The sequence below is a fragment of the Pseudomonas sp. P1_A1 genome, from assembly GCF_056406935.1.
On sequence record NZ_JBFTZE010000004.1, the window covers coordinates 132813 to 158855 of the forward strand.

At 56.2% G+C, this 26043-nt stretch carries 29 protein-coding genes, 1 tRNA gene and 1 pseudogene; 16 read left to right on the forward strand and 15 right to left on the reverse strand.

Annotated features, from left to right (window positions below; all coding sequences use genetic code 11):
- From atzF to AC1D2Q_RS07510, 7 genes are all read left to right on the forward strand, one after another.
- Positions 1-1779: an allophanate hydrolase gene (atzF, locus tag AC1D2Q_RS07480; RefSeq protein ID WP_477812785.1), complete on the forward strand. Its 1779-nt coding sequence runs from the start codon at positions 1-3 to the stop codon at positions 1777-1779.
- Positions 1780-1902: 123 nt separating this feature from the next.
- Positions 1903-2121 carry a cysteine-rich CWC family protein gene (locus AC1D2Q_RS07485; protein ID WP_019580865.1) on the forward strand — a complete coding sequence of 73 codons (219 nt, stop codon included), beginning with the start codon at positions 1903-1905 and terminating at the stop codon, positions 2119-2121.
- A gap of 33 nt (positions 2122-2154) precedes the next feature.
- Entirely contained in the window at positions 2155-2847 is a 693-nt protein-coding gene (locus tag AC1D2Q_RS07490) for a pseudouridine synthase (protein ID WP_477812786.1), read from the forward strand.
- A gap of 316 nt (positions 2848-3163) precedes the next feature.
- Complete coding sequence (locus AC1D2Q_RS07495; RefSeq protein WP_477812787.1) at positions 3164-4048, forward strand: alpha/beta fold hydrolase; 885 nt, start codon at positions 3164-3166, stop codon at positions 4046-4048.
- A 183-nt stretch (positions 4049-4231) separates the two neighbouring features.
- Positions 4232-4305, forward strand: a tRNA-Gly gene (locus AC1D2Q_RS07500).
- 329 nt (positions 4306-4634) lie between these two features.
- Positions 4635-6158 carry a Fic family protein gene (locus AC1D2Q_RS07505; protein ID WP_477812788.1) on the forward strand — a complete coding sequence of 508 codons (1524 nt, stop codon included), beginning with the start codon at positions 4635-4637 and terminating at the stop codon, positions 6156-6158.
- Positions 6159-6423: 265 nt separating this feature from the next.
- On the forward strand, positions 6424-6978 hold the full coding sequence (locus tag AC1D2Q_RS07510) for a magnesium transporter (protein WP_477812789.1): 555 nt from the start codon (positions 6424-6426) through the stop codon (positions 6976-6978).
- Between the two features lie 51 nt (positions 6979-7029).
- On the opposite strand, the gene AC1D2Q_RS07515 is transcribed toward AC1D2Q_RS07510, so the two are convergent.
- Genes AC1D2Q_RS07515 through AC1D2Q_RS07535 form a run of 5 tightly spaced genes read right to left on the reverse strand, consistent with a single transcriptional unit; the run spans position 7030 to position 12066 of the window.
- Positions 7030-7347 carry a cytochrome C oxidase subunit IV family protein gene (locus AC1D2Q_RS07515; protein WP_007935708.1) on the reverse strand — a complete coding sequence of 106 codons (318 nt, stop codon included), beginning with the start codon at positions 7345-7347 and terminating at the stop codon, positions 7030-7032.
- A gap of 13 nt (positions 7348-7360) precedes the next feature.
- On the reverse strand, positions 7361-8074 hold the full coding sequence (locus AC1D2Q_RS07520) for a heme-copper oxidase subunit III family protein (RefSeq protein WP_428632878.1): 714 nt from the start codon (positions 8072-8074) through the stop codon (positions 7361-7363).
- Positions 8075-8080: 6 nt separating this feature from the next.
- Complete coding sequence (locus tag AC1D2Q_RS07525) at positions 8081-8773, reverse strand: cytochrome c oxidase subunit 3 (RefSeq protein ID WP_477812790.1); 693 nt, start codon at positions 8771-8773, stop codon at positions 8081-8083.
- The gene (gene ctaD, locus AC1D2Q_RS07530) at positions 8770-10545 is read right to left on the reverse strand and encodes a cytochrome c oxidase subunit I (protein WP_477812956.1); all 1776 of its coding nucleotides are present in this window, start codon (positions 10543-10545) and stop codon (positions 8770-8772) included. The genes AC1D2Q_RS07525 and ctaD overlap by 4 nt, the downstream gene beginning before the upstream one ends.
- 48 nt (positions 10546-10593) lie before the next feature.
- Positions 10594-12066, reverse strand: coding sequence for a c-type cytochrome (locus AC1D2Q_RS07535; RefSeq protein ID WP_477812957.1), 1473 nt, complete (start codon positions 12064-12066; stop codon positions 10594-10596).
- Positions 12067-12384: 318 nt separating this feature from the next.
- On the opposite strand from AC1D2Q_RS07535, the gene AC1D2Q_RS07540 reads away from it, so the two are divergent.
- From AC1D2Q_RS07540 to AC1D2Q_RS07550, 3 genes are all read left to right on the forward strand, one after another.
- On the forward strand, positions 12385-12732 hold the full coding sequence (locus tag AC1D2Q_RS07540) for a hypothetical protein (RefSeq protein WP_111454828.1): 348 nt from the start codon (positions 12385-12387) through the stop codon (positions 12730-12732).
- A gap of 266 nt (positions 12733-12998) precedes the next feature.
- Complete coding sequence (locus AC1D2Q_RS07545) at positions 12999-13178, forward strand: type II toxin-antitoxin system HicA family toxin (RefSeq protein ID WP_007984690.1); 180 nt, start codon at positions 12999-13001, stop codon at positions 13176-13178.
- 36 nt (positions 13179-13214) lie between these two features.
- A complete protein-coding gene (locus AC1D2Q_RS07550; protein ID WP_477812791.1) occupies positions 13215-13622 on the forward strand; it encodes a type II toxin-antitoxin system HicB family antitoxin in 408 nt (135 codons plus the stop codon).
- 51 nt (positions 13623-13673) lie between these two features.
- On the opposite strand, the gene tam is transcribed toward AC1D2Q_RS07550, so the two are convergent.
- Together tam and AC1D2Q_RS07560 are read right to left on the reverse strand one after the other, a co-directional pair.
- A complete protein-coding gene (gene tam / locus AC1D2Q_RS07555; RefSeq protein WP_477812792.1) occupies positions 13674-14444 on the reverse strand; it encodes a trans-aconitate 2-methyltransferase in 771 nt (256 codons plus the stop codon).
- 71 nt (positions 14445-14515) lie between these two features.
- Positions 14516-14845, reverse strand: a complete 330-nt coding sequence (locus tag AC1D2Q_RS07560; RefSeq protein ID WP_476214931.1) for a YXWGXW repeat-containing protein — start codon at positions 14843-14845, stop codon at positions 14516-14518.
- 441 nt (positions 14846-15286) lie between these two features.
- Here AC1D2Q_RS07560 and AC1D2Q_RS07565 point away from each other — a divergent pair, with 441 nt between their 5' ends.
- Complete coding sequence (locus tag AC1D2Q_RS07565) at positions 15287-15790, forward strand: inclusion body family protein (RefSeq protein ID WP_086944821.1); 504 nt, start codon at positions 15287-15289, stop codon at positions 15788-15790.
- A 127-nt stretch (positions 15791-15917) separates the two neighbouring features.
- Positions 15918-16457, forward strand: coding sequence for an AidA/PixA family protein (locus AC1D2Q_RS07570; protein ID WP_477812793.1), 540 nt, complete (start codon positions 15918-15920; stop codon positions 16455-16457).
- 84 nt (positions 16458-16541) lie between these two features.
- Here AC1D2Q_RS07570 and AC1D2Q_RS07575 read toward each other — a convergent pair whose 3' ends face one another.
- On the reverse strand, positions 16542-17000 hold the full coding sequence (locus AC1D2Q_RS07575; RefSeq protein ID WP_477812794.1) for an Lrp/AsnC family transcriptional regulator: 459 nt from the start codon (positions 16998-17000) through the stop codon (positions 16542-16544).
- A 268-nt stretch (positions 17001-17268) separates the two neighbouring features.
- Here AC1D2Q_RS07575 and AC1D2Q_RS07580 point away from each other — a divergent pair, with 268 nt between their 5' ends.
- Entirely contained in the window at positions 17269-18657 is a 1389-nt protein-coding gene (locus AC1D2Q_RS07580) for an amino acid permease (RefSeq protein ID WP_477812795.1), read from the forward strand.
- Between the two features lie 206 nt (positions 18658-18863).
- On the opposite strand, the gene AC1D2Q_RS07585 is transcribed toward AC1D2Q_RS07580, so the two are convergent.
- Positions 18864-19418, reverse strand: coding sequence for a TetR/AcrR family transcriptional regulator (locus tag AC1D2Q_RS07585; RefSeq protein WP_477812796.1), 555 nt, complete (start codon positions 19416-19418; stop codon positions 18864-18866).
- Between the two features lie 126 nt (positions 19419-19544).
- Here AC1D2Q_RS07585 and AC1D2Q_RS07590 point away from each other — a divergent pair, with 126 nt between their 5' ends.
- Positions 19545-20213 carry a DJ-1/PfpI family protein gene (locus tag AC1D2Q_RS07590; protein WP_477812797.1) on the forward strand — a complete coding sequence of 223 codons (669 nt, stop codon included), beginning with the start codon at positions 19545-19547 and terminating at the stop codon, positions 20211-20213.
- A gap of 23 nt (positions 20214-20236) precedes the next feature.
- Complete coding sequence (locus tag AC1D2Q_RS07595) at positions 20237-20767, forward strand: DUF2867 domain-containing protein (protein WP_477812798.1); 531 nt, start codon at positions 20237-20239, stop codon at positions 20765-20767.
- Between the two features lie 192 nt (positions 20768-20959).
- On the opposite strand, the gene AC1D2Q_RS07600 is transcribed toward AC1D2Q_RS07595, so the two are convergent.
- The gene (locus tag AC1D2Q_RS07600; RefSeq protein WP_477812799.1) at positions 20960-22045 is read right to left on the reverse strand and encodes a type I restriction endonuclease; all 1086 of its coding nucleotides are present in this window, start codon (positions 22043-22045) and stop codon (positions 20960-20962) included.
- A gap of 227 nt (positions 22046-22272) precedes the next feature.
- Between AC1D2Q_RS07600 and AC1D2Q_RS07605 the strand changes: the two genes are divergently transcribed.
- Positions 22273-22680, forward strand: coding sequence for a low affinity iron permease family protein (locus AC1D2Q_RS07605; RefSeq protein WP_477812800.1), 408 nt, complete (start codon positions 22273-22275; stop codon positions 22678-22680).
- A 42-nt stretch (positions 22681-22722) separates the two neighbouring features.
- Here the strand turns inward: AC1D2Q_RS07605 and AC1D2Q_RS07610 are convergent, their stop codons facing one another.
- The 5 genes and pseudogenes from AC1D2Q_RS07610 to fos form a co-directional block, all read right to left on the reverse strand.
- Positions 22723-23226 (reverse strand): DUF4142 domain-containing protein, encoded by a 504-nt coding sequence (locus AC1D2Q_RS07610; RefSeq protein WP_477812801.1) that lies wholly within the window; start codon positions 23224-23226, stop codon positions 22723-22725.
- A gap of 74 nt (positions 23227-23300) precedes the next feature.
- A complete protein-coding gene (locus tag AC1D2Q_RS07615) occupies positions 23301-23456 on the reverse strand; it encodes a stress protein (RefSeq protein WP_477812802.1) in 156 nt (51 codons plus the stop codon).
- A gap of 116 nt (positions 23457-23572) precedes the next feature.
- Positions 23573-24922 (reverse strand): sensor domain-containing protein, encoded by a 1350-nt coding sequence (locus AC1D2Q_RS07620; protein ID WP_477812803.1) that lies wholly within the window; start codon positions 24920-24922, stop codon positions 23573-23575.
- 103 nt (positions 24923-25025) lie between these two features.
- Positions 25026-25265, reverse strand: a pseudogene (locus AC1D2Q_RS07625) (LysE family translocator); the annotation flags it as partial.
- 36 nt (positions 25266-25301) lie between these two features.
- Positions 25302-25718 carry a fosfomycin resistance glutathione transferase gene (gene fos / locus AC1D2Q_RS07630; RefSeq protein ID WP_477812804.1) on the reverse strand — a complete coding sequence of 139 codons (417 nt, stop codon included), beginning with the start codon at positions 25716-25718 and terminating at the stop codon, positions 25302-25304.
- Positions 25719-26043: the final 325 nt, after the last annotated feature.

A 26043-nucleotide genomic window follows, 5' to 3' on the forward strand; every position in this document is an offset into this window, starting at 1 on the left:
ATGAACATCAATCTGCAACTCGACGCCCTGCGCAACGCTTACCGTGATGGCCACATCACGCCTCGGCAACTGCTGCCGAGCCTGCGGGAAAAAGCCGCGGCGCTGAACCCGGACTATCACTTGTTCATCCATTTACTCAGCACCGAGGAACTGGAACCGTACCTCGCCGCCCTCGATGGTCGTGACCCAGGCAGCCTGCCGCTGTACGGCGTGCCGTTTGCGATCAAGGACAATATCGATCTGGCGGGCATTCCGACCACCGCGGCGTGCCCGGCGTTTACCTACGTGCCGGAGCGTTCGGCGACCATCGTCGAGCAACTGCTGGCGCTGGGCGCGATCCCGCTGGGCAAGACCAATCTCGACCAGTTCGCCACCGGCCTCAACGGCAGCCGCTCGCCGTATGGCGCTTGTCCGAACAGCGTGTTGCCGGAGTATCCGTCAGGCGGTTCCAGTGCCGGGTCTTCACTGGCGGTGGCGCTCGGCGTGGCGAGTTTTGCCCTGGGCACGGACACCGCAGGCTCCGGGCGCGTACCGGCGGCGCTGAACAATCTGGTCGGTTTGAAAGCCACCAAAGGGCTGATCTCCACGGCCGGGGTGGTTCCGGCCTGTCGCACGCTCGATTGCGTCACGACCTTTACGGCCACGGCTCGGGAAGCCAGTCAGTTGTTGGCACTGACCGCTCATCTCGACCCACGGGATGAATACAGCCGCCGCAATCCGCTGTGGAATGACGGCTCGGCCTTCGGCACGCCGCGCGTGTTTCGTTTCGGTGTGCCCCGTGCACAGGACCTGGCGTTCTTCGGCTGCCCTGAAGGCCCGTTGTTGTTTGGCGACGCCATCGACCAGCTTAAAGCCCTGGGCGGTGAAGCGGTCGAACTGGATTTGTCGCCCTTCCTTGAAGCGGCGCGGTTGCTCTACGAAGGGCCGTGGGTGGCCGAGCGTTACAGCGTGGCCGGCGAGTTGATGGAGCAACATCCTCAAGCGGTGCTGCCGGTGATTCGTACCGTGTTGGCCAAGGCCCCGGCGGTGACTGGCGTGCAAACTTTCCGCGCCCACTACCGGCTGCAAGCCTTGAAGGCGCTGTGCGACAGAGCATTGGAGGACCTTGATTGCGTGGTCACGCCCACCATCGGCCGTCCGGTGACGCTGGCGGAACTGGCGGCCGAACCGGTACTGCGCAACTCGGAACTGGGCTACTACACCAACTTCATGAACCTGCTCGACTACGCCGCCGTCGCCGTGCCCAGCGGAGTCATGGGCAACGGTTTGCCATGGGGCGTGACCTTGTTTGGTCGTGCGTTTACCGATCAGTATCTGTTGAGTGTGGCGGATGCCCTGCAACGTCAGCAGGGCCTGGCTTCCCCTGTACCGGCGGCCATCGCGCGCAATGACCGGGCACGGCTGGTGGTCTGCGGCGCGCACCTGGAGGGGCTGGCGCTGAACTGGCAACTCAAACAGCGTGGAGCGCGGCTGGTCGAAACCACTCGGAGTTCGCCCGACTATCAGCTGTATGCCCTGGACGGCGGCCCGCCGTATCGCCCCGGCATGGTTCGCGTTAAAGAGGGCGGCGTGGCCATCGCGCTGGAAGTATGGGAGTTGCCGAGCAGTGAATTGGGTTCATTCCTGACCGGGATTCCTGCGCCGCTGGGGTTGGGCAAGGTGCAACTGGCGGATGGGCGTTGGGAGAGCGGGTTTATCTGCGAACCGTATGGGTTGGAAGGCGCGCTGGATATCAGTCATTTGGGTGGCTGGCGGGCGTATCTGAAAAGCCTGGGTTGATCGCCTGATCGCCGGCAAGACACCTCTCAGGAATGTGCGGGCGTTAGCTTGCACATGGCGGCCTGCGGGACGATCATGCGCAGCTCGGGCCAAGCAAACCGGCCATTACCGAATGCCCCTTTCATGAATAAGCCAGACCTCTGCCCGGCCTGCGGCGCTTCCAACGACTGCAGCCTGGCCGACCCACGAACCGTCGATCGTGCCTGCTGGTGCTACGGCGTCAGCATTGACCCGGCGGTGTTCGAAACGCTGCCGGCCGAGCTGCGCGACAAGTCCTGCCTGTGCCCGGCCTGCGCCCGGGTCGAGGCGCAGTTGCAGGCAGCCGCCTGGCCGATCACGTAACATACGCAGCCCTTTCCCCACCGATCCCTGGCCATGCGCGTTGACCGTTTCCTCAGCAACCTGCCCCGCTTCAACCGTAAGCAGGTACGCCTGTTGCTGGTGGAAAAACGCGTGAGGGTCGACGGAAATGTTGTCAGCGACCCTCACACCGAGGTGCTTGAGTTCAGCCGCGTGGAGGTCGACGACGAAGTGCTGCAAGCCGGCAAGCCGGCCCGCTACTTCATGCTGCACAAACCGCCCGGCTGCGTCAGCGCCACCCGCGACCCGCAACACCCGACGGTGCTCGACCTGATCCATGAAGCGGACAAGGATGACCTGCACATCGCCGGTCGCCTGGACTTCAACACCACCGGCCTGATGCTGATCACCAACGACGGCACCTGGTCGCGACGCCTGACCCAGCCGCAGACCAAACTGCCCAAGGTGTACTACGTCGAGACGGAGCAGGAAATCACTGCTGACTACGCGATCACGTTCGCCAAAGGCCTGTACTTCGCCTTCGAAGACCTCACAACCCAACCTGCCGAACTGGTCTTGCTCGGGGCAAAATCGGCGCGCCTGAGCATCGTCGAGGGCCGTTATCATCAAGTAAAACGGATGTTCGGCCACTTCGACAACAAGGTGTTGCGCCTGCACCGCGAACGCATGGGGCCGCTGCTGCTCGACGACGCGCTGAAGCCCGGCGAATACCGGCCGTTGAGCAGCGAAGAGATCCGATTGATCTAAGCCGACGACCGCTCAGCAGAAGTTGTCGAACATTTTTCGAAAGATACTTGCGCGATGACGTGACCCCTGCTTGAATCAGGACGTCGGCGCGAAATGTGACCGACGAGTCACCAAAACTACTCTAAGAAACTTTTTGCCGGCAGAGAACCCTCAGGTTCCGCCTTCCCCCGGCAAACTGCCCGCTTATAACAATACCCGTCGACCGGCCTGCAATGGATCGACATGGGCCTTCAAAAATTCCAGGCGTATGCCTACCTGTCACAAAGCTCGTGCAATCTGATTTGCGCGCATACCCGCTTGCCAGGAGTCTTATGTCATGAGGCCAGAAATCGCTGTGCTGGATATACAGGGTCAGTATCGGGTTTACACGGAGTTCTATCGCGCAGACGCCGCAGAAAAGACCATCATTCTGGTCAACGGCTCGATGTCCACGACTGCGTCGTTTGCCCAAACCGTGAAAAACCTTTATCCGCAGTTCAATGTGGTGTGCTACGACCAGCCCTACGCGGGCAAGTCCAAGGCTCACAACCTGCATGAGAAAATGCTGACCAAGGAAATCGAAGGGCAGATCCTCCTGGAGCTGATCGACCACTTCGCCGCCGAACACGTGCTGTCGTTTTCCTTTGGTGGCGCCGCCACGCTCGTCGCCCTCGCCCACCGGCCACGGCGCATCGAAAAGGCTGTGATCAGCTCGTTCTCGCCAGTGGTCAACGAGCACATGCTCGACTACCTTCAGCGCGGTGTCGATTACCTCGGCAGCCGCGACGGTAACCGGGTCGGCCACCTGGTGAACAGCACCATCGGCAAACACCTGCCCTCGCTGTTCAAGCGCTTCAACCACCGTCACGTCAGCACCTTGGCCGAACATGAATACGGGCAAATGCATTTTCACATCAACGACGTGCTCAACAGCGACCGCAACTGCTACCTGAACGCGGCGAAGAAAATCAATGTGCCAGTGCTGTTCATGAACGGCGAATGGGACGAGTACACCGCACCCGCCGATGCCAGGCTGTTCGCCGGCCACGTGGAGCACAGCACCTTCAGCACCCTTCAGGCCACCGGCCACTTTCTCGACATGGAACACAAAACCGCTTGCCAAGACAGCCGTAACGCACTGCTGGGCTTCCTGAAGCCGACGCAACTCGAAAGCCGACCGCGTTACCAGTACGTCCAGGACCACCATGCATTTGCAATCTGAAACAGAGTCATCGCGAGCAAGCCCCGCCCCTACTGTGTTGAACGCACGCCTGTAGGCGCGAGGCTTGCCCGCGAATGACCGCCAAGCGGTCCCTGTTCGTGTTTCACCCGGCGCTAAAGCCATCGCGCACAAAGAAAAACTTCAAATCCGCGCTCACATCTGGTACAAAGTCAGCCGCTCTGAGCGGGTGTCGTATAATGGCATTACTCCAGCTTCCCAAGCTGATAACGAGGGTTCGATTCCCTTCACCCGCTCCAATCAGATTTCAGTCTCACGTCGTTTTTTGACGGGGGATGCAGGTAAAGAAAAAACCGGCCTTGATGGCCGGTTTTTTTGTGTCTGGGGTTTGGTGGAATCGGGCTCTGAGGCATCTCCCCATGTTCGTCCGTTGCCCGCTGATCGATGAGTAAGTGCTCTCGGGGCGTTAGCGACTACCCTGAACTCTGTTAGCGTTTTTTTCGAAAAACACGGATTTATTATCAAATTTCATCAAGCGTTAATATTTTGATATCTACGGAAATTAGCGTTTTCGCATATGATCGATGTTCTGTTAGCGTTTTTCTTGCCCCAGTAAAGGATTTCGTCAATGCAAGTCGGTTTCAAGACCCTCGCGAACCGTTACGACATCGCACTGGCACAGCCCCTACGAGTCGACTCGATGATCGGCACTGTACGTGTCAGTCGCGAAAGTGACGGCAATGTGGAGAACCGGTATCCGGCAAGCTATCGGCCCGCAGACGATTTCGCAGGACATTTCGAATTTGGCCTCAAGTACGAAGAGATCCATCTCGAGTTCTTCGCCCGCCTGTTTGCGGCCATAGGTCCGCAGCCCGTCGAAGACTGGTGTCGACGGGAACCATTCGGCCAGTATGCCCGTCGCACGGGATTCCTCTACGAATGGCTGACAGGGCTACGTCTGGATGTGCCAGACGTGACCAATGGCGGCTATGTTGATGTACTCTCGCCAAAAGATTACCTGACTCGTCGCGAGGCACTGCGAACGCGGCGCTGGCGAGTCAATAACAACTTGCCGGGGACGGCTGAGTTCTGCCCCTTGGTTCGTCGTACGGTGCCAGTGCAGGAGGCCCTGCAATTCGATCTACGCCAGGCATTGGCTGAATTGGATCAGGCCTTTGGCTCCGATATTCTGATGCGTACCGCCAGTTGGCTGACGTTCAAGGAATCGCGCGCGAGCTTTCTCATCGAAAAGGAAGCCGACCAGGCCGATCGCATCCAGCGGTTTGCCCATGTCATCGCCCAGTACTGCGGGCATATCAAAGACCCGTTGAGCAACGACAGCCTGCACTCCCTGCAAGCCGGCATTCTGGGGCGTGATGCCATTGGACTGGGCCTGCGAGGCTCTCCGGTGTTTGTGGGACAAGCCACGATGCGCGAGGACATCGTGCATTACATTGCCCCGCATTTCGCGGATCTCGCTCAGCTATTGGCAGGACTCAAGGAGTTTGAAGTTGCAACGCGTGGTGCGGAATCATTGGCACGTGCCGCTGTGTTGGCCTTTGGCTTCGTGTACATCCATCCCATGCGCGATGGTAATGGCCGGATTCATCGCTTCCTGATCAACGACACCCTGATTCGGGATAAGGCAGTGCCCGACGGCGTAATACTGCCAGTGTCAGCCACAATCACCAGCTCGATCGACTTCAGGGCCGGCTACGACCGTACGCTCGAAGTGTTCTCACGCCCGTTCATGCGACGTTACGCAGCGGCCTATCGGTTCGGCGAACTCGTGACCTACGAGGACGGGACTCGCAGCAACTTCATCTTCGATGAATACGAGGACGCGTGTTTCGCCTGGCGCTATCCCGATCTGACCGAACACGTTCTGTACACCGCACGCGTCGTCGAGCACACGATTCGAAAGGAAATGCCGGATGAAGCCAGAGTACTGGTGATCTTTCAGCGAGCTCAGGAGCAGCTGAAAGAGGTACTGGAGATGCCAGACCTGGATGCGAACCGCATCATCCGCTCCATCAAGGAGAACGGCTGGGTAGTGTCCGGCAAGCTAAAGAAAGGGTACCCGCAGCTTGAAGATGAGCGCATGGCGGAACGCGTTGTGGAGGCCGTGCGTTCTGCGTTTGAGGATCGATAGATGGGATGAGCATCTGCTCCTGTTTCCGCCCTCGTTGGGGCGAACCGGTTACGTTGCTATGGAGAATTCATCGGCGCGCACCAAGCCCCAATGCTTCCTTCCAGACCCTGACGCCTCCGGCCCCGCATACTAGCGAATGCTATACTTCCTACGGATTGCATGAAGTGTGCAACGTTCCCCACGGGCGCAGATACCGACTGCAAATCTCAGTTTACGGCTGCGGGACAGAGGAGGCCTACGGCCAACACGAGATGGGAGGTGTGGCATGAACCGACACTATTACATCAGTGACAATCTCGACGATCTCGAATCCGTTGAAAATGAACTGGAAGCCAACGGCATCAATACCGAACAAATTCATGTGCTCAGCGAACAAGTGGCTGATGTTGAAGAACATCATCTCCACGAGGTCAACTCGTTGATGAAGCAGGATGTTGTTCACTCTGGCGAGATAGGTGCGGTGGTTGGTGTGCCACTCGCGGCGCTGGTGCTTGGCGGTGCCTATTGGATGGGCTGGACCGAAACCGCTGCAGGCTGGGTGCCTTTTATCTTCCTTGCCATTGTTATATTTGGCTTCTGCATCTGGGAAGGCGGCTTTTTTGGTATTCAGGTACCTAACGCGCACTTCCGCAACTTTAAACAGATGGTGGAAGACGGCAAACATATCTTCTTCGTGGATGTTGAACCGAATCAGGAGCCGGTATTGGATCGGGTCATTGAACATCATCCAAAACTGAAGATCGCCGGCACCGGTACGGCATCCCCTCACTGGACAGTCGCCTGGCTGCACAAATGGCATCAGTTCAAGCGAACGATATAACGCCATTTACTGCGGGTTGACCCCGGAGGCTCGAGGCCCTCCGTTAGCTGCTTATTGACCGAAGAAAATGACCCGGCTGAGGAAAACATAATCCGCCTCGGTGGCCATCAGCCCGACGAGCACCAGCAAACACAACGGTGGCACCAATATGGCGTAGACCATGGCCAACCGTTCCCAGGCCATGTGCATGAAGATGGAGACAATTAAGCCTGCCTTCAACAACATGAAAGTGATAATCAGGGCCCACCGAAGGTAGCCATGGAAGTGAAAATAGTCGACCAGATACGACATCGTACTGAGGACGAATAACAGCCCCCAGATTTTGAGGTACAAACTAATCGGATGTTGTTGACCCTGAGCATGCGCCATCACCCGTGCTCCTCTACCATAAATAGAAGAAAGCAAAAATAAACACCCACACCAAATCCACGAAGTGCCAGTAAAGCCCGGCTATTTCGACGTTCTGATAGTTTCCGGAGCGCTCATAATCTCCTCGCATGACTTTCATCGCCACAATGCTGAGGTAGATGGCGCCGATTGACACATGCAGCCCGTGGAAACCGGTAATCATGAAGAAGCTGGCCCCAAATTGTGCCGCGCCCATGGGGTTCCCCCAAGGACGCACGCCTTCCGCGATGAGCTTACTCCATTCAAATGCCTGCATGCTGACAAAGGTCACGCCCAAGGCCGCGGTCGCCAGCATCAGGGCCGTGGTTTTCGCACGATCACGGCGATAGGCGAAGTTAACGGCCATGGCCATGGTGCCGCTGCTGCTGATCAGCACAAAGGTCATGATGGCGATCAGAATAAGCGGGATTTCTCTACCGCCGATCGTCAATGCGAACACTTCACTGGGGTTCGGCCAAGGGGCGGTGATGGTCATGCGGACCGACATGTAGCCGGTTAAAAAACAGGTGAATATAAACGTATCGCTGAGCAGGAATATCCACATCATCGCCTTGCCCCAGGGGACCTGCCTGAAAGCCTCCCTATCCGAGGCCCAGTCGCTGGCGATGCCCTGCCATCCGGGTGCAGGTGGCGAACCTGGTGGATTGGATGAACTTGACTCGCTTGGGGCTTGTGGATGCGATGCCATGGATTTTCACCTCAGGCCGCAAAATCTGGCGATGGCTTCATAGGTTTGCGGCGTGCTGGTCAGCAGCGCGAATAGCACGAACCAAAGACCCAATAAGTAGTGCCAATAGATGGTACAGAGCTCTACGCTGGTGCTGAGTTGCCGCAACGGCACGTGACGCAGGAATTTGGCGACGGTTATGCCCCAGGCAATCAACCCGCCCAACAGGTGAAGGCCATGCACACCGGTCAACAGGTAGAAGAAACTGTTGGCCGGATTGCTGGCGACAAAGTAGCCCCAGGCGACAAACTGCTGCCAGACCCAGACTTGTCCCGTCAGAAAGGCAATTGCAAATACACCGCCCACTACAAAACCCATGACCGTTGCGTCCAGTCGAGCCTGTCGGGCGGCCATGCGCGACCACTGCAGTGCGATGCAACTCAGCACCAGAAAAGCCGAATTCACCCACAACGGCCATGGATTGGCTAACGGCGCCAAAGGGTCTGTCAGGGGTAGCCAGTCAGCCATTTGTGAGCGGGCGATGAAGGCAAGCAGGAAGAGAAAGAATAACGAGCTCACCACAGCGAGAAACAAGCGCAGGCCTGTTCTTGCGATTTGGCTTCTATCGGCACCCTCGGTGGCGTGAGCTCCCTCAGGATCGCGCCCCCAACTGCCACCGGGGTCAGCGTCGTCGGCGTTTCTCAATAGCAGTCTGTTCATGTTTTAACGTCCGCTATCTTGGTGCCGGCACTGAGTTGCCGCATTTGCTCCAGCTCCTCGGCGGAGACCGTTTGCGGCACGAAATCCTGCTCTATCCCCGGCACGCTGTAGTCATAGGCCCAGCGATGCACCACCGGCAGTTTCGCTCCCCAGTTACCGTGTATCGGTGGGGTGTTAGGCGTTTGCCATTCCAGGCTGGCCGCCCCCCAAGGGTTACTGCCCGCGGGTTTGCCTTTAAATACACTCCAGGCCAGGTTGAACACGAACAGCAACTGGGAAACGCCGACGGTCAATGCGACCACCGTAATGAAGGCATTCAACTCTTGCGCCGACTGCGGGATGAACGCGTAGTTTTCATAGGCGTAGTAACGGCGCGGCATACCCTGGAAACCCAAGTAGTGCATGGGGAAGAAAATGGCGTAGGTACCCAGAAAGGTAATCCAGAAATGCAGCTTGCCCAGGGTGTCGTTAAACATGCGCCCGGTGACTTTCGGGAACCAGTGATAGATGCCGCCGAACACCACCAGTACCGGTGCGACCCCCATGACCATATGGAAATGGGCGACGACGAAATAGGTGTCCGAGAGCGGAATGTCCACGATCACATTGCCGAGAAACAACCCGGTCAGACCACCCACCAGGAAGGTAACGATAAAGGCCAGGGCAAACAGCATCGGCACAGTCAGATGAATGTCGCCCCGCCACAGGGTCAACACCCAATTATAGACTTTCAGTGCAGTCGGCACCGCGATGACCAAGGTGGTGACGGCGAAGAAAAAGCCAAAGTACGGGTTCATCCCGCTGACATACATATGGTGCGCCCAGACCACAAAGCTGAGCACGCCAATCGCAATAATCGCCCACACCATCATCCGGTAACCAAAGATATTTTTACGCGCATGGGTGCTGATCAAGTCGGAGACCAGGCCAAACGCTGGGAGAGCAACGATGTAGACCTCCGGGTGGCCGAAGAACCAGAACAAGTGCTGGAACAAGATCGGGCTACCGCCCTGATGATCGAGCTGCTGCCCCAGCGAGATCATCGCCGGCATAAAGAAGCTGGTGCCCAACAGCTTGTCGAACAGCATCATGACCGCACTGACGAACAACGCCGGGAAGGCCAGCAAGGCCATGATCGAGGCCATGAAGATTCCCCATACGGAGAGCGGCATGCGAAACAATGTCATGCCGTGCGTGCGCGCCTGCAACACCGTGGTGACGTAGTTCAGCCCGCCCATGGTGGCGGCGACAATAAAAATCGCCAGAGAGACGAGCATCAGGACAATGCCCCATTCGACCCCGGGTGTCCCCTTGGTGATGGACTGCGGCGGATAAAGCGTCCAGCCCGAACCGGTGGGACCGCCTGGAACAAAGAAACCGGCGAGCAATACCAGTACCGCCACCAGGTAGAACCAGTAGCTCAGCATGTTGACGTAGGGGAAGACCATGTCGCGGGCGCCCACCATCAGTGGGATCAGATAGTTACCGAAGCCACCCAGAAACAGGGCCGTCAGCAAATAAATGACCATGATCATGCCGTGCATGGTCATCGCCTGATAGTAAGTATTGGCATCCATGAACGCCAAACTGCCGGGGAAGCCTATCTGTATGCGCATCAAGCCGGACAACACCACGGCAATAATGCCCACGAACAAAGCCGTCAACGAATATTGAATGGCGATGACCTTGTGGTCCTGACTCCAGATGTATTTGGTCAGGAAACTTTTGGGCTCGTGAAGTGCTTCTGTCTCGGCTTGCTCCGCATAGGCCATCACGTCATCCTCCTGTCGAAGTTTCGGTGTACTGCTGGCTGCTTACGGCTATTTCCCTGGCTGCGCCTTGCTCGTATCAGCGTCGGCATTCGCTTTGGATTTGATAAAAGCGATCAGTGCATTCAACTCCTTATCGCTGGGAGCAAAGACCGGCATGACGGGTGCATAACCCTTGACGATTTTGGCAGCGGGATTAAGAACCGAGTCTTTTATATAGCCCTCATCGACCTTGATGCTCGTACCGTCGGCAAGGGTTTCTGTCTTGCCGTACAGGCCCTGCCAGCTGGGACCGATGCCCTTGCTGCCATCGACACTGTGACAGGCCAGGCAACCGAGCGATTCGGCCAACTGCTGTCCCTGCGCCGCCAAGTCTTCACCTGGGCCCGGCGCTTGGCCGGCAGCAGATTCGTCGCCTTGTCGCGCAGCACCCAGTGATTTGATCAGGGCAATGAGTGCACCCAGTTCATCGTCATTGAGAGTATAGGTCACCATGACCGGCGGGTAGCCTTGTACCAGACGGGCCTTCGGATCGAGGATCGACTCTTTCAGGTAAGCCTCATCAACCTGCACACTGGTGCCATCGGCAAGCTGTTCAGTGCGGCCGTACAAGCCCTTCCATCCCGGCCCGAGACTGGCACTGCCATCCTGGCTATGGCAGGCCCCGCAACCGTATTTTTCGACCAACAGGCGGCCTTTTTCCAGCACGCTGTCCTGGCTGGGCTTGGCAGCTGTCGCTAATGTCTGCGCAAACGTCGGTTGGCTGTTCAGCCATTGATCGAAGACGTCCTGTTCTTCCACGATCATATGGCCGCGCATGTTGTAATGACCTACGCCACAATATTCAGCGCACAGGATTTCATAGTTCCCGGATTTGGTCGGCGTAAACCAAAAATACGACACCATCCCCGGCACCATGTCCATCTTGCTGCGCATTTGCGGTACATAGAAATCGTGCAGTACATCTTTGGATCGCAGTAAAACTTTCACCGGCTTATCCAGCGGAAGACGAACTTCATTGCTTTTTATCAGTACATCGTCCTGTCCGGCAGGGTCATTGGGATCAAGGCCGAGGGGGTTAGTGGAATCAACAAACTTGATATCCGACTTACCCAACTTCCCGTCTGTACCAGGGAAGCGAAAGGCCCACTGCCACTGCTGGGCGATCACTTCAAGTTCATAGGCATTTTTCGGCACCCGGATAAAATCATTGTAAACAACCAGGCCTGGCGCCAGCATGGCGATAATACCTACCGAGGTAATGATGATTAACCACAACTCCAACTTTTTACTTTCTGGCTGGTAGTGCGCCCTGGCCCCCTCCTTGTGACGATAACGCATCACGGCTACCGCCATGAATACCGTGATGGCGATGAAAAATATTCCGCTAATGATCAGGGTGATGAACAGGGTGGTGTCTATGGATCCCCAGTTGGAAGCTGCCGGTGTTGCATGCCAAGGCGCGAGTATATTGAAGAGTACTGATGCAATAACGATTAGTATCAAGACAATTGCTATTGCCATGTTCTCTTCATCCTGTTCCTGTTGCTCATTGGTTATGCCAAAGCATCGCCGCTGACGTCCAAGCAGGGCAGACAACTGCCACCCATCCCGGTGGCAAAGTCAGTAAGAAGTATAGAGCCATCGGGCTGGACCGTGAGGTGGGCAAGCGAGGTCCGGTTGCCAGCTATACTCAATTTCAGATTACGGACGGCAGAGATCGGCCAGCAGCGGCCCAAAAAAACGAACCCTGCCTATGCGTAGCAGTCAGATCAGTGATGGCGTTGAGTTAAAAAGAGACAAGCGCCGCCGAGTCCAGCAGTCCACGATGGAGGTTTTGTCATGAGTGCCCTGACGCTCGAAGGCTGGTGCAAGCCCAGTCCCGACCAGAAGTCCATCCCGGTCGGTGAGATCCATTTTTACGTCGACGGCCCCCTCCATCTGCGTCTGGAGGAAGCTGAAGAACGCCTGCAGAAGACCCATGAGCGTGAAGCCATGGTCGACGTCGACATGAGCACAATGGATTTGGTCTTGCCAGAGGGATGCGGCCCCTTGTCCGATTGCCAAATGCGCGTCTATATACATAAAGAGCACGATTACGAGCGAGGTCAGTTCCATTTGGTCGGGCATCGAGCGAGCGATGGCAGCGTGATCTATACCAACGCGGTTATGATTGATCAGTTGCTTTAGAAACGCCGCATGATGCGCGGGAACGCAAAAACCGGTCCGCAGCGGCCGGTTTTTTATGCCTGAAATTTGAGTATTCCTGGCGCTTCAGCGCTGCGGCAAAACCCTGCAATACAGAAAACGGGTTCTACCCAAACCATCGCGACATGCCCTCCTGGACTCGTTTCAGGCCGCTCTTCCATCCGTATCCAGGGTACGTTGGTGGTTATAGTGTTGATTAGTGATTTTCAGTAGGTATAGTAACCACAGGCACACCACAGGGAGGTGATGTGAATAGCCGGTTTTTGATAAGCCAAATCGTCGCGGACGGCTGGTATCTGGTACGAATCAGGGGGAGTCATCACCACTTCAAGCATCCGACCAAGCCTGGACTGGTGACGGTTCCTCACCCGAAAAAGGACCTGCTCAAGAAAACGGCCATTAGTATTTTGCAACAGGCGCTGCTCTGACGAACCGATGGACTGCGCCCTCGGAGGATAACGAACATGCTTTACCCCATCGCGATTTCCATGGGTGATGACGAACACGCCTGGGGCGTAGAAGTTCCGGATATTCCGGGTTGCTTCTCCGCCGGTGAAGATCTGGATGACGCCATGGCCATGGCTCGCGAAGCCATCGAAGGTCATTTCGAGATTCTGGCCGAAGACGGATCACCGATTCCGCCCGCCAACAAAGTGACCCTGCATGCGGCCAATCCACGGTACGCAGGGTGCACATGGGCCGTGGTGGATATCGACGTCACCAAATACCTGGGCAAGGCGCAGAAACTCAACATCACCCTGCCTGGCTATCTGCTCAACCGCATCGATGAGTACGTATTGCACCATCCGGAAGAGAAAAGTCGCTCAGGGTTTCTAGCCTCGGCGGCGCTCAAGGTCTTGCAGCAAAGTTGATAGCCTGAAAATCGGGCCAATCAAGGGGACTAATGTGTCCCCTTTGATTCGTCAGCGCGTTGCCACCATGAACAACCGTGGAAACGGCAGCAGCACCGAACCATCACTCAGCGCCGGATAGGCCTGCTCGATTGCCACCTGATACTGCTTGAGATAATGCGCACGTTCCACGTCATCCAATGGTTCGAGAAAAGGCCGCAAACCGGAGCCCTTGAACCACTCGACCACGCCCGATGCGCCGTCCGCGAGCGGATGATAGTAAGTGGTGCGCCATACATCGACGCGAGTGCAGTGGCCACGCAGCATTGAGTAGTAGCCGCTTGCACCCTCCATTTCCGTTCGCTGGCCAGCAGCCCTTGCCAGCTTGTCAGCCCACGGGCCGTTCGCTGCGACCTCGCGCATCAACCGGTGCGACGGTTCGTTGAGGTTATCGGGCATCTGGATCGCCAGGCTGCCGCCGGGCGTGAGCCTGTTTACCAGCGACGGCAGCAGCCTGGCGTGATCCGGCACCCACTGCAGCACCGCATTGGCGAAAATCACATCGAACGGGCCGGTCTCGTTCCAGCTATCAATGTCAGCGGTGTCAAAACGTACCTGAGGCAGGCGCTTGCGGGCGGCCTCGATCATATCGCTCGAACTGTCCAACCCACGCACCGCGGCATCGGGAAAGCGCTGCACCAGCAATTCGGTCGAATTGCCGGGGCCGCAACCGATGTCGATGGCCGAACGGACGTTCGCCGCAGGGATGGCGGTCAGCAAGTCACGCGCCGGGCGCGTGCGCTCATCTTCGAAAGCTACGTATTGTTTGGCGGACCAACTCATATCGCTCTCCTGTCGGGTGCATTGTTGTAGCCAGGGGCAGACAACCGGTTGGCTACGATACATCGTCCGCGTCAGTTAACCCACGCCCCCACCCGCCAATGCCAGCCATCGTTACGTTGCTCCCAGTGCGGATGCACATAACGATACCCCGGTCGCTCCGGGACCCAATGGCCATGAACCGCGACATAACGCCCGCCTTCCCAACGCCAGTACCCCCTGGACCAGAGGTAACCCGGTCGCCCGGCGGGCTCTACCTCGATAACGCGTTCCGGCGGCGGCTGCGGTGCGATGACCTCAACATATTCACGCTGCACCGGACGCCGGTCATGAACGACCCGTTCCTGCACACAACCCGCTGCGGTAACCACCACTGCCAGCAACACCATGTAACGTAACAACATGCCGCCTCCTCTGGCTTGAAAGCCAAGTTGAGTAAACCAGCAAAAAAACGCCCCCTTTTCCACCATGCTCCTGCCTGGCTCACTGCTTTTTTAACAGGTCTTGTCTGTCTATTGCCTGAACCCGGATCACTTGACGATCGGAAAACACAGGGGATCTGGATGAGCCTTTTTTATCGCCAAATCGTAGGAAGCCATAACCAAAATGACCGTTCGTCGACCGACCAGCAAAGCAGTTTTGACAGTATAAAAATGGCATCTATAGTCCTATCGCGGCCTGTTGGAAGGAACCCAACCCGTCATTTCAAGGCAAGGAGCAAGGCCAGCTCGTACCCGTGATCGAGTGGGTTCCCCAGTAGTGTGTTCGCAACGGCCACAAGGCAAACAAGCGTTGTCGTGTCTGGTCAGTAGCCAGACAATCACTATGTTAAAAGGAGCTTCACTATGTCTCGAGTCACGGATGTACTTGTTTCCATCGACACTGAAACCATTCTGAAAAACTACCCGAACATCAGCAAAAACCCTGCTTCACCGACGCTGATCGACTGGAAGCACGTCTACATGGTCACCAACCAGGATAACGTGATCAGTGGCCAGGCCGGTGGCGAGCTGGACCTCAAGGCCCAGGTTGGCGATCTGATTCGCTGGCGTGAAACCAGCCTGTCCCAGAGCTTCGAACAGGCCGTGATCTTCTACAAATTCATCGGCAACCAAGGCAACGATCTGATCTCCCCGCCTTCGCCACGCACGGCTACCGCTAGCGTTGCGGTACCCAACCCCAGCAATCCCTCGGTGCCTAGCTGTCAGAAAGTTGCCAACCACTACTGGTCCTCGGAGACCCTGGCGTGTGGTCGCGTGACCTACCATTTCAACTTCCTGATCGTCGACCGCAACTGTCAGATTGTCGGCTGCTGCTCGTGGGACCCGTTCATTTCCATCCATAACTGATGATGGAATCGACCCCTTGGCAACGAGGGGTCACCTCCAGTCCGTTGCCGCCTCGGCTGGAACAGGATGTCTTGCTTGAAACCGAAGCGGCTACCGTTTTGCGTCAACATCATGAAAGGAATCCATGATGACTTCCGAACCGATTACTTCCCCTTCGGCGAGCACCATGTCAGCCAATAGTGTACTGCTGATCGTCGATGCCGAATCGCTGCTTTCGCGCTATCCGCAACCCAGCCTTGAACCGCAAAAGCCGACGGTGATTGAAGATGGCTTCATCTTCGCCATTAGTGCTACGACGGCAACAGAAAGTGTTAAAAATGACAATAAAATCACGCTAACCACCAACAACGGAAAAGTCTTTCATATTCGCGGCAGGACCGTCAGTTTGCTGGCCGAACACACCGTGGTATTCCACAACATCACAGTGGACGATGCCGGGATCCTTTCGCCGCCCAAACTGATCGTCCACGGCGACCAGACCGTCCCCGCGCCCGACCCCGCCAACCCGAACCAGCCGGGCAGCCACAAGGCCGATGATCATTATTGGGAGTGCTCGCAACTGAGCACGGGCGTGACCACCTGCGAACTGAGCTTCATGCTGATCAACCAGCGCTGCGAAGCGCTCGGGTATTTCAGCTGGAAGACTGAGGTGACGCTGTCGGCGTGAATAGAGATTATCGAGTAGGAGGCGGCTTTTCAGCCGCCGTCCTCTCACACCACCGTACGTACGGAAACGAGCACGTCCAGGCACTTACAGTGGCAAGGTATTGCAGTGCTTGATCTCCTTGAGCGAAAAACCGGTGTACATTTCCTTGATATTGCCGAGCGTACGTATGCGATGCATGGCGAGTTCATGGAATGCCTCCATGTCCTTGACGACTACCTGCAGGAGGTAGTCGTATTTCCCCGACACTTTGTGACAGGCAATAATGTTGGGCAGCGCCAGGACGCCCGCTTCGAAATGTTCCATGGCTTGCTCGGAGTGACTATCGAGGGTGACGCTGATGAAAGCAAAAAGTCCCAGCCCCATGGACTTTGGGTTCAAGTGCGCGTGATACCCGACAATCACCTCCTCTTCCAGGCGCTTCAGGCGCTTCCAGCAGGCTGGCGCTGACAGGCAAACACGAGCGGCGATCTCGGCGTTCGTCAGGCGACCATTCATTTGCAGAATTTCCAGAATTGAACGATCAACCTTATCCATTTCCGCCATGTGTTCTCTCCCTTTAACAATGCGTACGCGGTAGGGCGATTGGCCCCATCCCGCAGGTCCTTGATCAAGCATCCATTTCTAGAAACTACAAATACTAGAAAGAAAATTACATAAAGAACACATTTTGGATAATTAACGACTGAAAAATAACTAAATACGGACCCGTTTCGAAAACTAATTTTCGAGGCACTGAAATACAATTTCTTGTCGTTTCCGACACCCAAGCCACTGGCTCTGACAATAAAAATAAGTAACAACGGAGGCAATATTGAGCATTTTCAGAACAAAAGACCTGGACGCAATGATTGCTGCTGCCCGAGCTCCTGCAGGGTTGAAAAAAGTGCTGGGGCCGATGGATTTGGTCCTGATTGGTATCGGTGCAATCGTGGGGACGGGCATCTTTGTATTGACCGGAACCGGCGCATTGACTGCGGGACCGGCCCTCATGGTTTCATTCCTGATAGCGGCGTTGGCCTGTGCATTTGCAGCGCTCTGTTATGCCGAGTTCGCCTCATCTGTACCGGTAGCAGGCTCGATTTACACTTACAGCTACGCGACGCTGGGAGAGTTGGTGGCCTGGATGATCGGCTGGGATCTGATGCTCGAATACGGACTGGCCAGTTCGGCTGTGTCTGTTGGGTGGTCGGGTTACTTCCAGTCCCTGCTGAGCGGATTTGGGCTGAATCTTCCGGTCGTGCTTACGGCGGCGCCAGGCTCTTTGCCCGGTGTGGAAACCTGGTTCAACCTACCCGCGCTGGTGATTATGCTGGCAATTACCTGGATGCTTTCCATCGGCATCAAGGAATCCGCGCGCGTAAACAACGTGATGGTGATCATCAAAATCGCCGTGGTGCTGCTCTTCATCGCCGTTGGTGTGCGACATGTTCAGCCGGCTAACTGGCAACCTTTCGCGCCCTTCGGTGGCCATGGAATTTTGAGTGCTTCGGCCTTGGTTTTTTTTGCTTTTATTGGTTTCGATGCGGTTTCCTCTGCCGCCGAAGAAGTGAAAAAGCCGGCGCGTGACCTCCCCATCGGTATTATCGGTTCCTTGGCCGTTTGTGCGGTGTTATACGTTGCCGTTTCAATGATCATGACCGGCATCGTGCCCTATGCCCAATTCCTTGGCGTTGATCATCCGGTCTCATTGGCGTTGCAACATGCCGGTGAAAGCTGGGTTGCCGGGTTCGTTGATTTAGGCGCAATCGTTGGCATGACGACTGTCATTCTGGTGATGGCTTACGGTCAAACCAGGATCATCTACGCGATGTCGCGCGACGGACTGCTTCCCCAGCGCCTTTCCAGGGTTCATACACGATTCGGCACCCCATTTTTCGCCACCTGGATGGTCGGAATAGTCTTCGGGCTGATCTCGGCACTGATTCCACTGAACGTCCTCGCCGAGCTGATCAACATCGGTACGTTGGCCGCATTCAGTCTGATCTCGGTGGCAGTGATCGTCTTGCGCAAGACCCGACCCGATCTCCCTCGCGCATTCAGATGCCCGGGCGTGCCCATCGTTCCATTGCTCGCCATCGCGTTCTGCGTAACCTTGATGACCTTCCTCAAGCAGACGACCTGGTTTGCATTTGGGGCGTGGTTGGCCATTGGCCTGGTGATCTACTTCGCCTATGCGAGGCGCCGCTCGTTATTGCATTAATCCAGCATTTCGTCAGGTCTCTTTGGAGTGTCAATCAACCTCCAATAGTTTTCAGGTGCGAAACTGCATTCCAGTTGCGCACCTGATTGCATTCGCCTGTCAATCCTCACCTCATTTGTCCTGTTTTTAGCCCTACGAGACCAGTGGCGCGCATTTGCAGTGGCACGCGAACTCTATTTATTCAGTTACCCCATTTAGCTCATGACTTAGGCCCGCCACGGTGGAAGAGCCCCTTCGAAAAGTGAAAAAGCTCGATGCAGGAAACTGTTGAAGCGAGCGGCATCACGTCGCAACCCTGCCTGCTGACCACCAATCAGGCACAGATGGGCCACCTGACCAATCACTTCTGCTTGGCCTGGCATAGGGACCAAGCGGCGGCACGTCCGTATCGCGAAGTCCAGTCGCCTTTTGTCAACACGCTGCTGGAACTCGCCTACCAACGGATCGTGCAGCGACCAGGCTCGGATGGAAACTTCCCGCCCAGGTTGTTTCTCAGCGGCAATACTCAAGTAGCGTTTCAAGGTTTCGCCCGCGCTACGGCCCTGCGCCGCATAAGTGAGCATGCGCTCCGTGTAGTCTTCTTCCCAAGCGGCCAGTAAGGTGCGGACAAAGTCTTCGCGATTGCGGAAATGGTGATAGAACGATCCGCGGGTCACATTCAATCGGCGCGATAGACTCTCGGCCGAAACGCCAATGTGCCCTATTTGGTCGAGAGCCTCAAAACCAGCCGCAATCCAATGGTTACGAGTTAGTTTTCTCACCCGTTATTTCGCTCCATGTTTAGCGCCATACAGACTGTGTATGGTGCGCAACCGATTGATACGCTGCGAACACCAGCAAAGATGGCCGTTGCGTTTTGCACGCCAGCACTTTTCATGGAGCTCGCCTTGAAGAAAATCGTTCTGGTTGCTTTCGACCAATTCACGGATATCGACCTATTCCTGATGTGGGACATCTTAGGCCGCAACACCGAGGACTGGCACGTCCGAATATTGGGTTCCAGCTCTATCGTGCGATCGGCGCACGGCCTGCCTGTTTCGGTGCACGGTCCGCTTTCCGAGGCCAATAGTGCCGACGCGGTATTGTTCGTCAGCGGCAAGGAAGGGATACCCGCTGCACTTGCCGCCCCAGATTTCCTGCCGTCGTTTGAACTTGACTCCAGACGCCAGCGAATCGGCTCCATATGCGCCGGAGCTTTCATTCTCGAACGGCTTGGGCTGCTCAGCGGCCAAGCAACTACACACCCGGATGCACGATCGAGCTTGCAAGCTCTGGGACTTGAGCCCATGGACCAGCCTCTTGTATGCCAGGGGAACGTTGCAACCGCTGGCGGATGCCTTTCGGCGCTCTATCTGGTGGGATGGTTGGTTGAATCCTGGTTCGATGTCGACAAGCGCCGCGCGACGTTGCTCCCTGTTCTGCCAGCCGGGCAGCAAGAGCTCTATGATGCCTTGATCGGGTTCAGTATCCGACAAGCATTTACAGGGCGACAAGGAGCGTTATACGACAAACCATCGCAACAAGAAACGCGACATGGCATGTCGTCTAATTGGTAGTTAGAACTCAGGAGAGATCCCCGATGCCCCGAGAATTTGAGCTCATTATGTCCGTGCCAGTCCCCTCGAGGTCCGGCATCACCCACCTTTACAAGTCAATGAACCTGGCGGACGCTTTTGCGATTCGGCTCCCTGCGGGCACATCCAGCAATCCAGATTTGCTAGCTCGATTCATCCTTTCCCACCAGCCATCCTGGATCGGATGGCTCATGAAAGTCCGAGACACTATCGTTGCCTGTTTTGGTCTCAAGACCACCAAACATCTGGCATCACTTGCTAATCGGATTGGAATCTTCAAGGTCTACAGCACGAACCAGACTGAAATAGTGTTGGGAGAGGACGACAAGCACCTCGACTTCCGGATATCGATCCTATGTTCTGGAGAGGCAGAGCCAGAAGGCACTCGCCAACTCGTTTTTTCAACCGTGGTCCAGTGCCACAACCGTCTAGGCCGGGCCTACATCTTCGTTATTGCYCCATTTCACCGATTGGTTGTCAAGGCCAGCCTCCTCCGTGCTGCGCGCATCGGTTGGCCTCTGGCTACCTGTCCCTAAGGCTGAGAGCGCTGTATGCCCCCTGAGGTCTAACCCATCCATCGAAAGGCTGTTCTGGCAAGCCTGGCCAAGTCTCTCATGTCAAACGTCAGGCCTCTAAGATTCGTTCAATACCTCTACGGCGCACCACAAAAAACCGGCCTCAAGGGCGCCTCAAGGGCCGGTTCTTTTTATGGTACGTATTCAACAGTGCTAGTCGTAATATCCAACAGTCTTCTTCAAGTGATCCGAATAATCGTAAATCTCATCAACCGATCCAATCGGATGCCGCGTCTCATTTTTTTCTTCGTCAAAAATCCCAATGTACTTTTGTGAACGGTTGAAGTGAAGGCGACAAATCGGTTTGCGATTGTTGTCATCCAGCAAAATGCCAAAATAGCTTTGCGTATCGCGCTGCACTATCCGTTTAGCATCCACAACCGAACGAACCACTGCCCGGACAATGTGATACCCCTCCAACTCCTCCAGAGTCGTCAGCACTTTATCCTCTGATTCATCACGCGGACCTGTCTGATCACCGCCGCCAGCAGGTGCCGGTATCGATGCCAGCGCAGGCTGAATGGCACCACTCATAGCTGATTTGAGTCGATCATTAATCTGATCATTGAGAAACTGCACGACCGCTTTTCTCGTCAGCTCTTGAAACTGCTCACGGACTTTCTGGGTGATGACCCCGTCGTACACCCGAGAGGCAAAGACTTTTACAAAGTCGTCATCAGGTTTGAGGACCTGCGAAGCAATGACCTTCTTGATCTGACTGACGTATTTCAACTCACCCGCGGCGTTGATGATCGAATCCACGTCGAATGCAGACTTGGTGAGCTTAATCAATTCGGGGACGGAGTATTCGTCGATATCCAGAAGGTCGAGTTCAAGAAACGGCTTCTCATCCATCTTGTTGGGCGCATCCAGATCGGTGAAGAATTTGTAGACCTGGCCATTGGTGAGGATGGAGATTCGAGCGCTGGTGACATGGAAATAGCGAAACAGCTGGGAAGCATGATTGATGTGCAGCGGCTCGCCTATTTTTTTGCACTCGATGAGGATCTGCACCTCTCCTTCTTTCATGATCGCATAGTCAATTTTTTCTCCTTTTTTCGTTCCGATATCGCAAACGAATTCCGGAGTCACCTCACTTGGATCAAAGACGTCGTAGCCCAGCACCGTACTAATAAAGGGCATGACGAAAGCATTCTTGGTGGCCTCCTCCGTCTGAATTGCAGCGCTTTGCAAACGAACCTTGGCGGCTAGACTTGCTAACTTCTCAAAGAATTCCATGAGTGACCTCTTACTTGGTGTCGATCCGTGTGTTTGCGTGCTGGCAAATTGACTTGCATTGATACTAGACACAAACCGGCACAAAGAAAGATTCCAATCAAAGATTCCAAACGCAGCAAACGCCCTTCAGAGCATCGGTTTTTCATCGAACATGAGATTTTCCAGCAGAATTTTCATCATGCCCGTGCGGTCTGAAAATCAGGCGCATCCCTATAAGGAGCACGGCAATGAAATTCGCGACAGTCGCACAGAAACTCGCCCTGTGGGCCGGCACCCCCCGGACGTTTATGGGGGCGATCATCCTGATTGGCCTTTGGGGCCTGAGTGGGCCGATTTTTGATTTCAACGATACCTGGCAACTGATCATCAACACCTCGACCACGATCATCACCTTCCTGATGGTGTTCCTGATCCAGAACACCCAGAACCGTGACACGGACATTTTGCACTTGAAGGTTGACGAGTTATTGCGGGTGACCAAGGAAGCGCAGAACGCGATGCTGGGGCTCGAGTCCCTGGACCTCAAACAGCTGGAAGCGTTGAGAAAGAAATATCGCACCCTCGGCGAGGGGGAAACGATTTCCCTGGACGGCACGGTCGTCGAGGAAACCAAGAAGGATTCGAATCAGGATTGACCCCGGCAGCGGRTGACCGACGTCACCCGCGCAACATGCTGACTAGCGACTGGCTTGCAGCGCCCTGGCCATTTGCAGATGGTTTTGCAGCTTGGGCAGAGTTTCTTCGGCGAACGCTTTGATTTGCGGCACGTTCGTGGTCTGTGCTTGTTGTTGAAGTTGCTCGATGGCTTCCTGGGTGGTTTTTACCTGACTGTCGACGTACGCCTGATCGAAAGAGGTATCGTCCTTAATCTCCGGTATCAAGGCTTTGGCCTTGTCGACCACCTCTTCGCGTGGCGCGACCGGTAAATCGAGTTGCTTGGCAATTTTCGCCAAATGCTGGTTGGCGGTGGTGCGATCGTTGATCACCACGATGGTGTAATCCTTGACCTCTTTGGATGCGGTTTTCTGGTGCGCCAGGCGGCTGGCTTCGATGTCGGCCATGCCTTGGGCCGACGCCTCATTGACGAATTCAGCGGGAGACTGGGCAAAGGCACTGCTGGCGCACAGGCCCAGCAACGTCGCCAAACCGGCATTGCGTAAACGGGTGGCCATCCGGCTCATGGTCGCGCCCTCCTTCCTGAAAATTCAAACGGGAGCTTGCGCCCCCGTCCATTAAACAAAACTACCTTCACCTATTACGGAGTTTTCTGACCGCCTTTGCGGCCCATGCCGCCTTTGGCAGGGTCTTTATCAACAGTCGTCGTGGTAGTTTTCCCACCTTTGCGACCGGCTTCAGACGCCTTCGTTCGATCGATGGCGCTGCCCGGGGTCGGATTTTTTGAAGTAGGCATGGTTCTCATCCTCTTGGTGATGATCACAGCGAGCAGTCGCCCGCATAGGATATGAATTTCCATACCCAAAAAGGTTTAGAAAACCTGGGAGCGCCGCGACGAACGGTGACGGTTTTTCAGACCTCGAGACGCGAATGGTGTTGGCGCTTGGCGGCGTACATCGCCTCATCGGCATGCCTGAACAGCTGCTTTTCTTCAGTGCCATGTTCGGGGTATCGCGCGATACCGATGCTCGGCTGGATCGTCAGGTTGTGCCCGTCCAGGCGCAGGGGTTGAACCAACACCTGGCGGATTTTTCCCGCCACATTCTCGGCGTCTTCCGCGGCGTGGATGCTGTGCAGCAGTACGACAAATTCATCACCGCCAATGCGCGCCACCGTGTCGGTTTCACGCACGCAGCCCTTGAGCCGATTGGCGACCGCTTGCAGCAGCATGTCGCCGACCGCATGACCGAGGGTGTCGTTGACTTGCTTGAAGCGGTCAAGGTCGACGTAGAGCAACGCCATTCGTCCGGAGTCTGCCCGGGCCAGTGCCAGCGAGGCTTTCAGGCGTTCGCGCAGCAATTCGCGATTGGGCAGCTGAGTCAGTTGATCGTACTGGGCCATGCGCTGGAGCCGGGCGTGCAATTGCTTGCGTTCGATCGCGGTCGCGACCTGGGCGCAAACATACTGCAGCAACTCCTTGTCTTGCTCGGTGTAGCGTTCGCCGCCCGGTACGCTTTTGACGATCAGAGCGCCAATGGTGCCGTTTTGCGAACTCAATGGCACGCCCAGCCAGCAGGGTGACTCCTGGCCCTTGACCAATGCCGCAAACCCTTCCGGCAGATTGTCCTGATCCGGGGTCAGCAGGATCGGCAAGCCACTGCGAATCACTTCGGCGCACAAACGCCCGGTAACAGTCCCGGGATCCTCGGGTTGCAGCTCATGGTCGTCGACGTGATAGGGGAAATTCAGCTGCGCGCAGTGCTCGTCATACAGCGCCACGGAGAAATTCAACGCCGGCAGCCATTCGCCGATGATCAAATGGATGCGTTTGAACAGCGCCAGCAAATCTTCCGCCGCGTGGGCCGCTTCGGAGATCGCATACAGCGCCGCTTGTCGGGACTCGGCCTGTTTGCGCTCGGTGATGTCGCGCGCCACGGCGATACGCAACTGATCGACCTCAGACCAACGTGCCGACCAGAGAATGTGCACCACCCGGCCGTCCTTGCGCAGGTAACGATTTTCAAAGTTGAGCTTGGGTTCGCCGCCCATGATCTCTCGCGCGGCGTCGAGGGTACGCTGTCGGTCGGCGGGATGAACAAGGTCGATCATCGACTGGCCGATCAGCTCGTTGGGGGTGTAACCGAAAATGCGCTCGCAGGCCGCGCTGACGAATACGAAGCGACCTTGTTTGTCCACCGCACAGACGGCGTCCAGCAAGAGGTCGATGTAGCTCGCCAGTGGCGCGGAATTTCTGGTTTCCATGATGCCGAGAGCGTGTCCGGACAATGCAACATTGAACAACCCTCCCTGACCGGTCATACGCCCAAGCGATGACTGTGCAGCCGACGCTTCCCTGCGTTCAGCCTCAAGCCTTGTTCGTCACCAGCCCCGGCAGCGCATGCATCAGGGCATTGATGGCGAAACCGATGAACATGACCCCGCATAAGCGGGTGATCGCCAGTTCATGACGCTGATACAACGTGCGCACCTGACGCGCACCGACGATGCCAATGAGAATAGCGTAGGCCAAAAGGCCACCAATGAAGCTCAAGATGATCAACCAGGGCAACATGGACCAATGCAGCAACTCTGCACGGCTGGACAAGGGGCGCAATTCTATCTCAGGACCCCGAACATCGACTTACTGATCGTCGAAGAACTTCATCCCCGCATAGGGTCGCTGCCGACAAGCCGCCAGCCGCGACGCCAGAGACCCGACATGCGCCTCGAGCTTGTGCCCGTCCGGGTCGAGAAAATAGAACGACGCACCTTCGCTGCGGTTATCCCGCCATTCCCGCACGTTGGCGGATCGCAGGCGCTCGACGAACGGCAGGAAGTCCTCAGCTTCGAGGCTGAAGGCGTAATGGGTGTAGTCGGCGACCGGCGCGCAGTCGCGCAGTGGATCGAGAGAAAGGCAAAGCCACAGACYGGGTAGCGAGAGATAGGCGCCGGTGTCCCAAGTGGCTGAAAGCTGAAGTTGCAGCAGATCGCGATAGAACGTCACGCTGCGGTTCAGGTCAGTGACGGCGAGGGTCAGGTGGTTGAGGCCGGTCAGCATCGATCCAGTAACCTTGAGTTGCTCTGGGTGGGGTGCGAACGGAGAGTACAACTGAAACGCCCTTTGAGCGTAGAGCCACCAGGGCTTTGTTGGCTGTCAGTCTTCGCGGGCAAGTCCGCTCCCACAGTAACTTTTTTTTGCAGCATGGCAGGGCTCAATGATTTCGGTTCGACTGAGTCGGCAGGATAGCCCGGATTCGATTCGTGCCCGCCATCCAATTACCCACAGCACCCCAGGGCATCGCCCTACAACTAATACTCTTACAACTCTCAGTACTACCGGAAACAGCCGATTCAAAGCCCATCGGGACTCTCTGTAAAGTCTG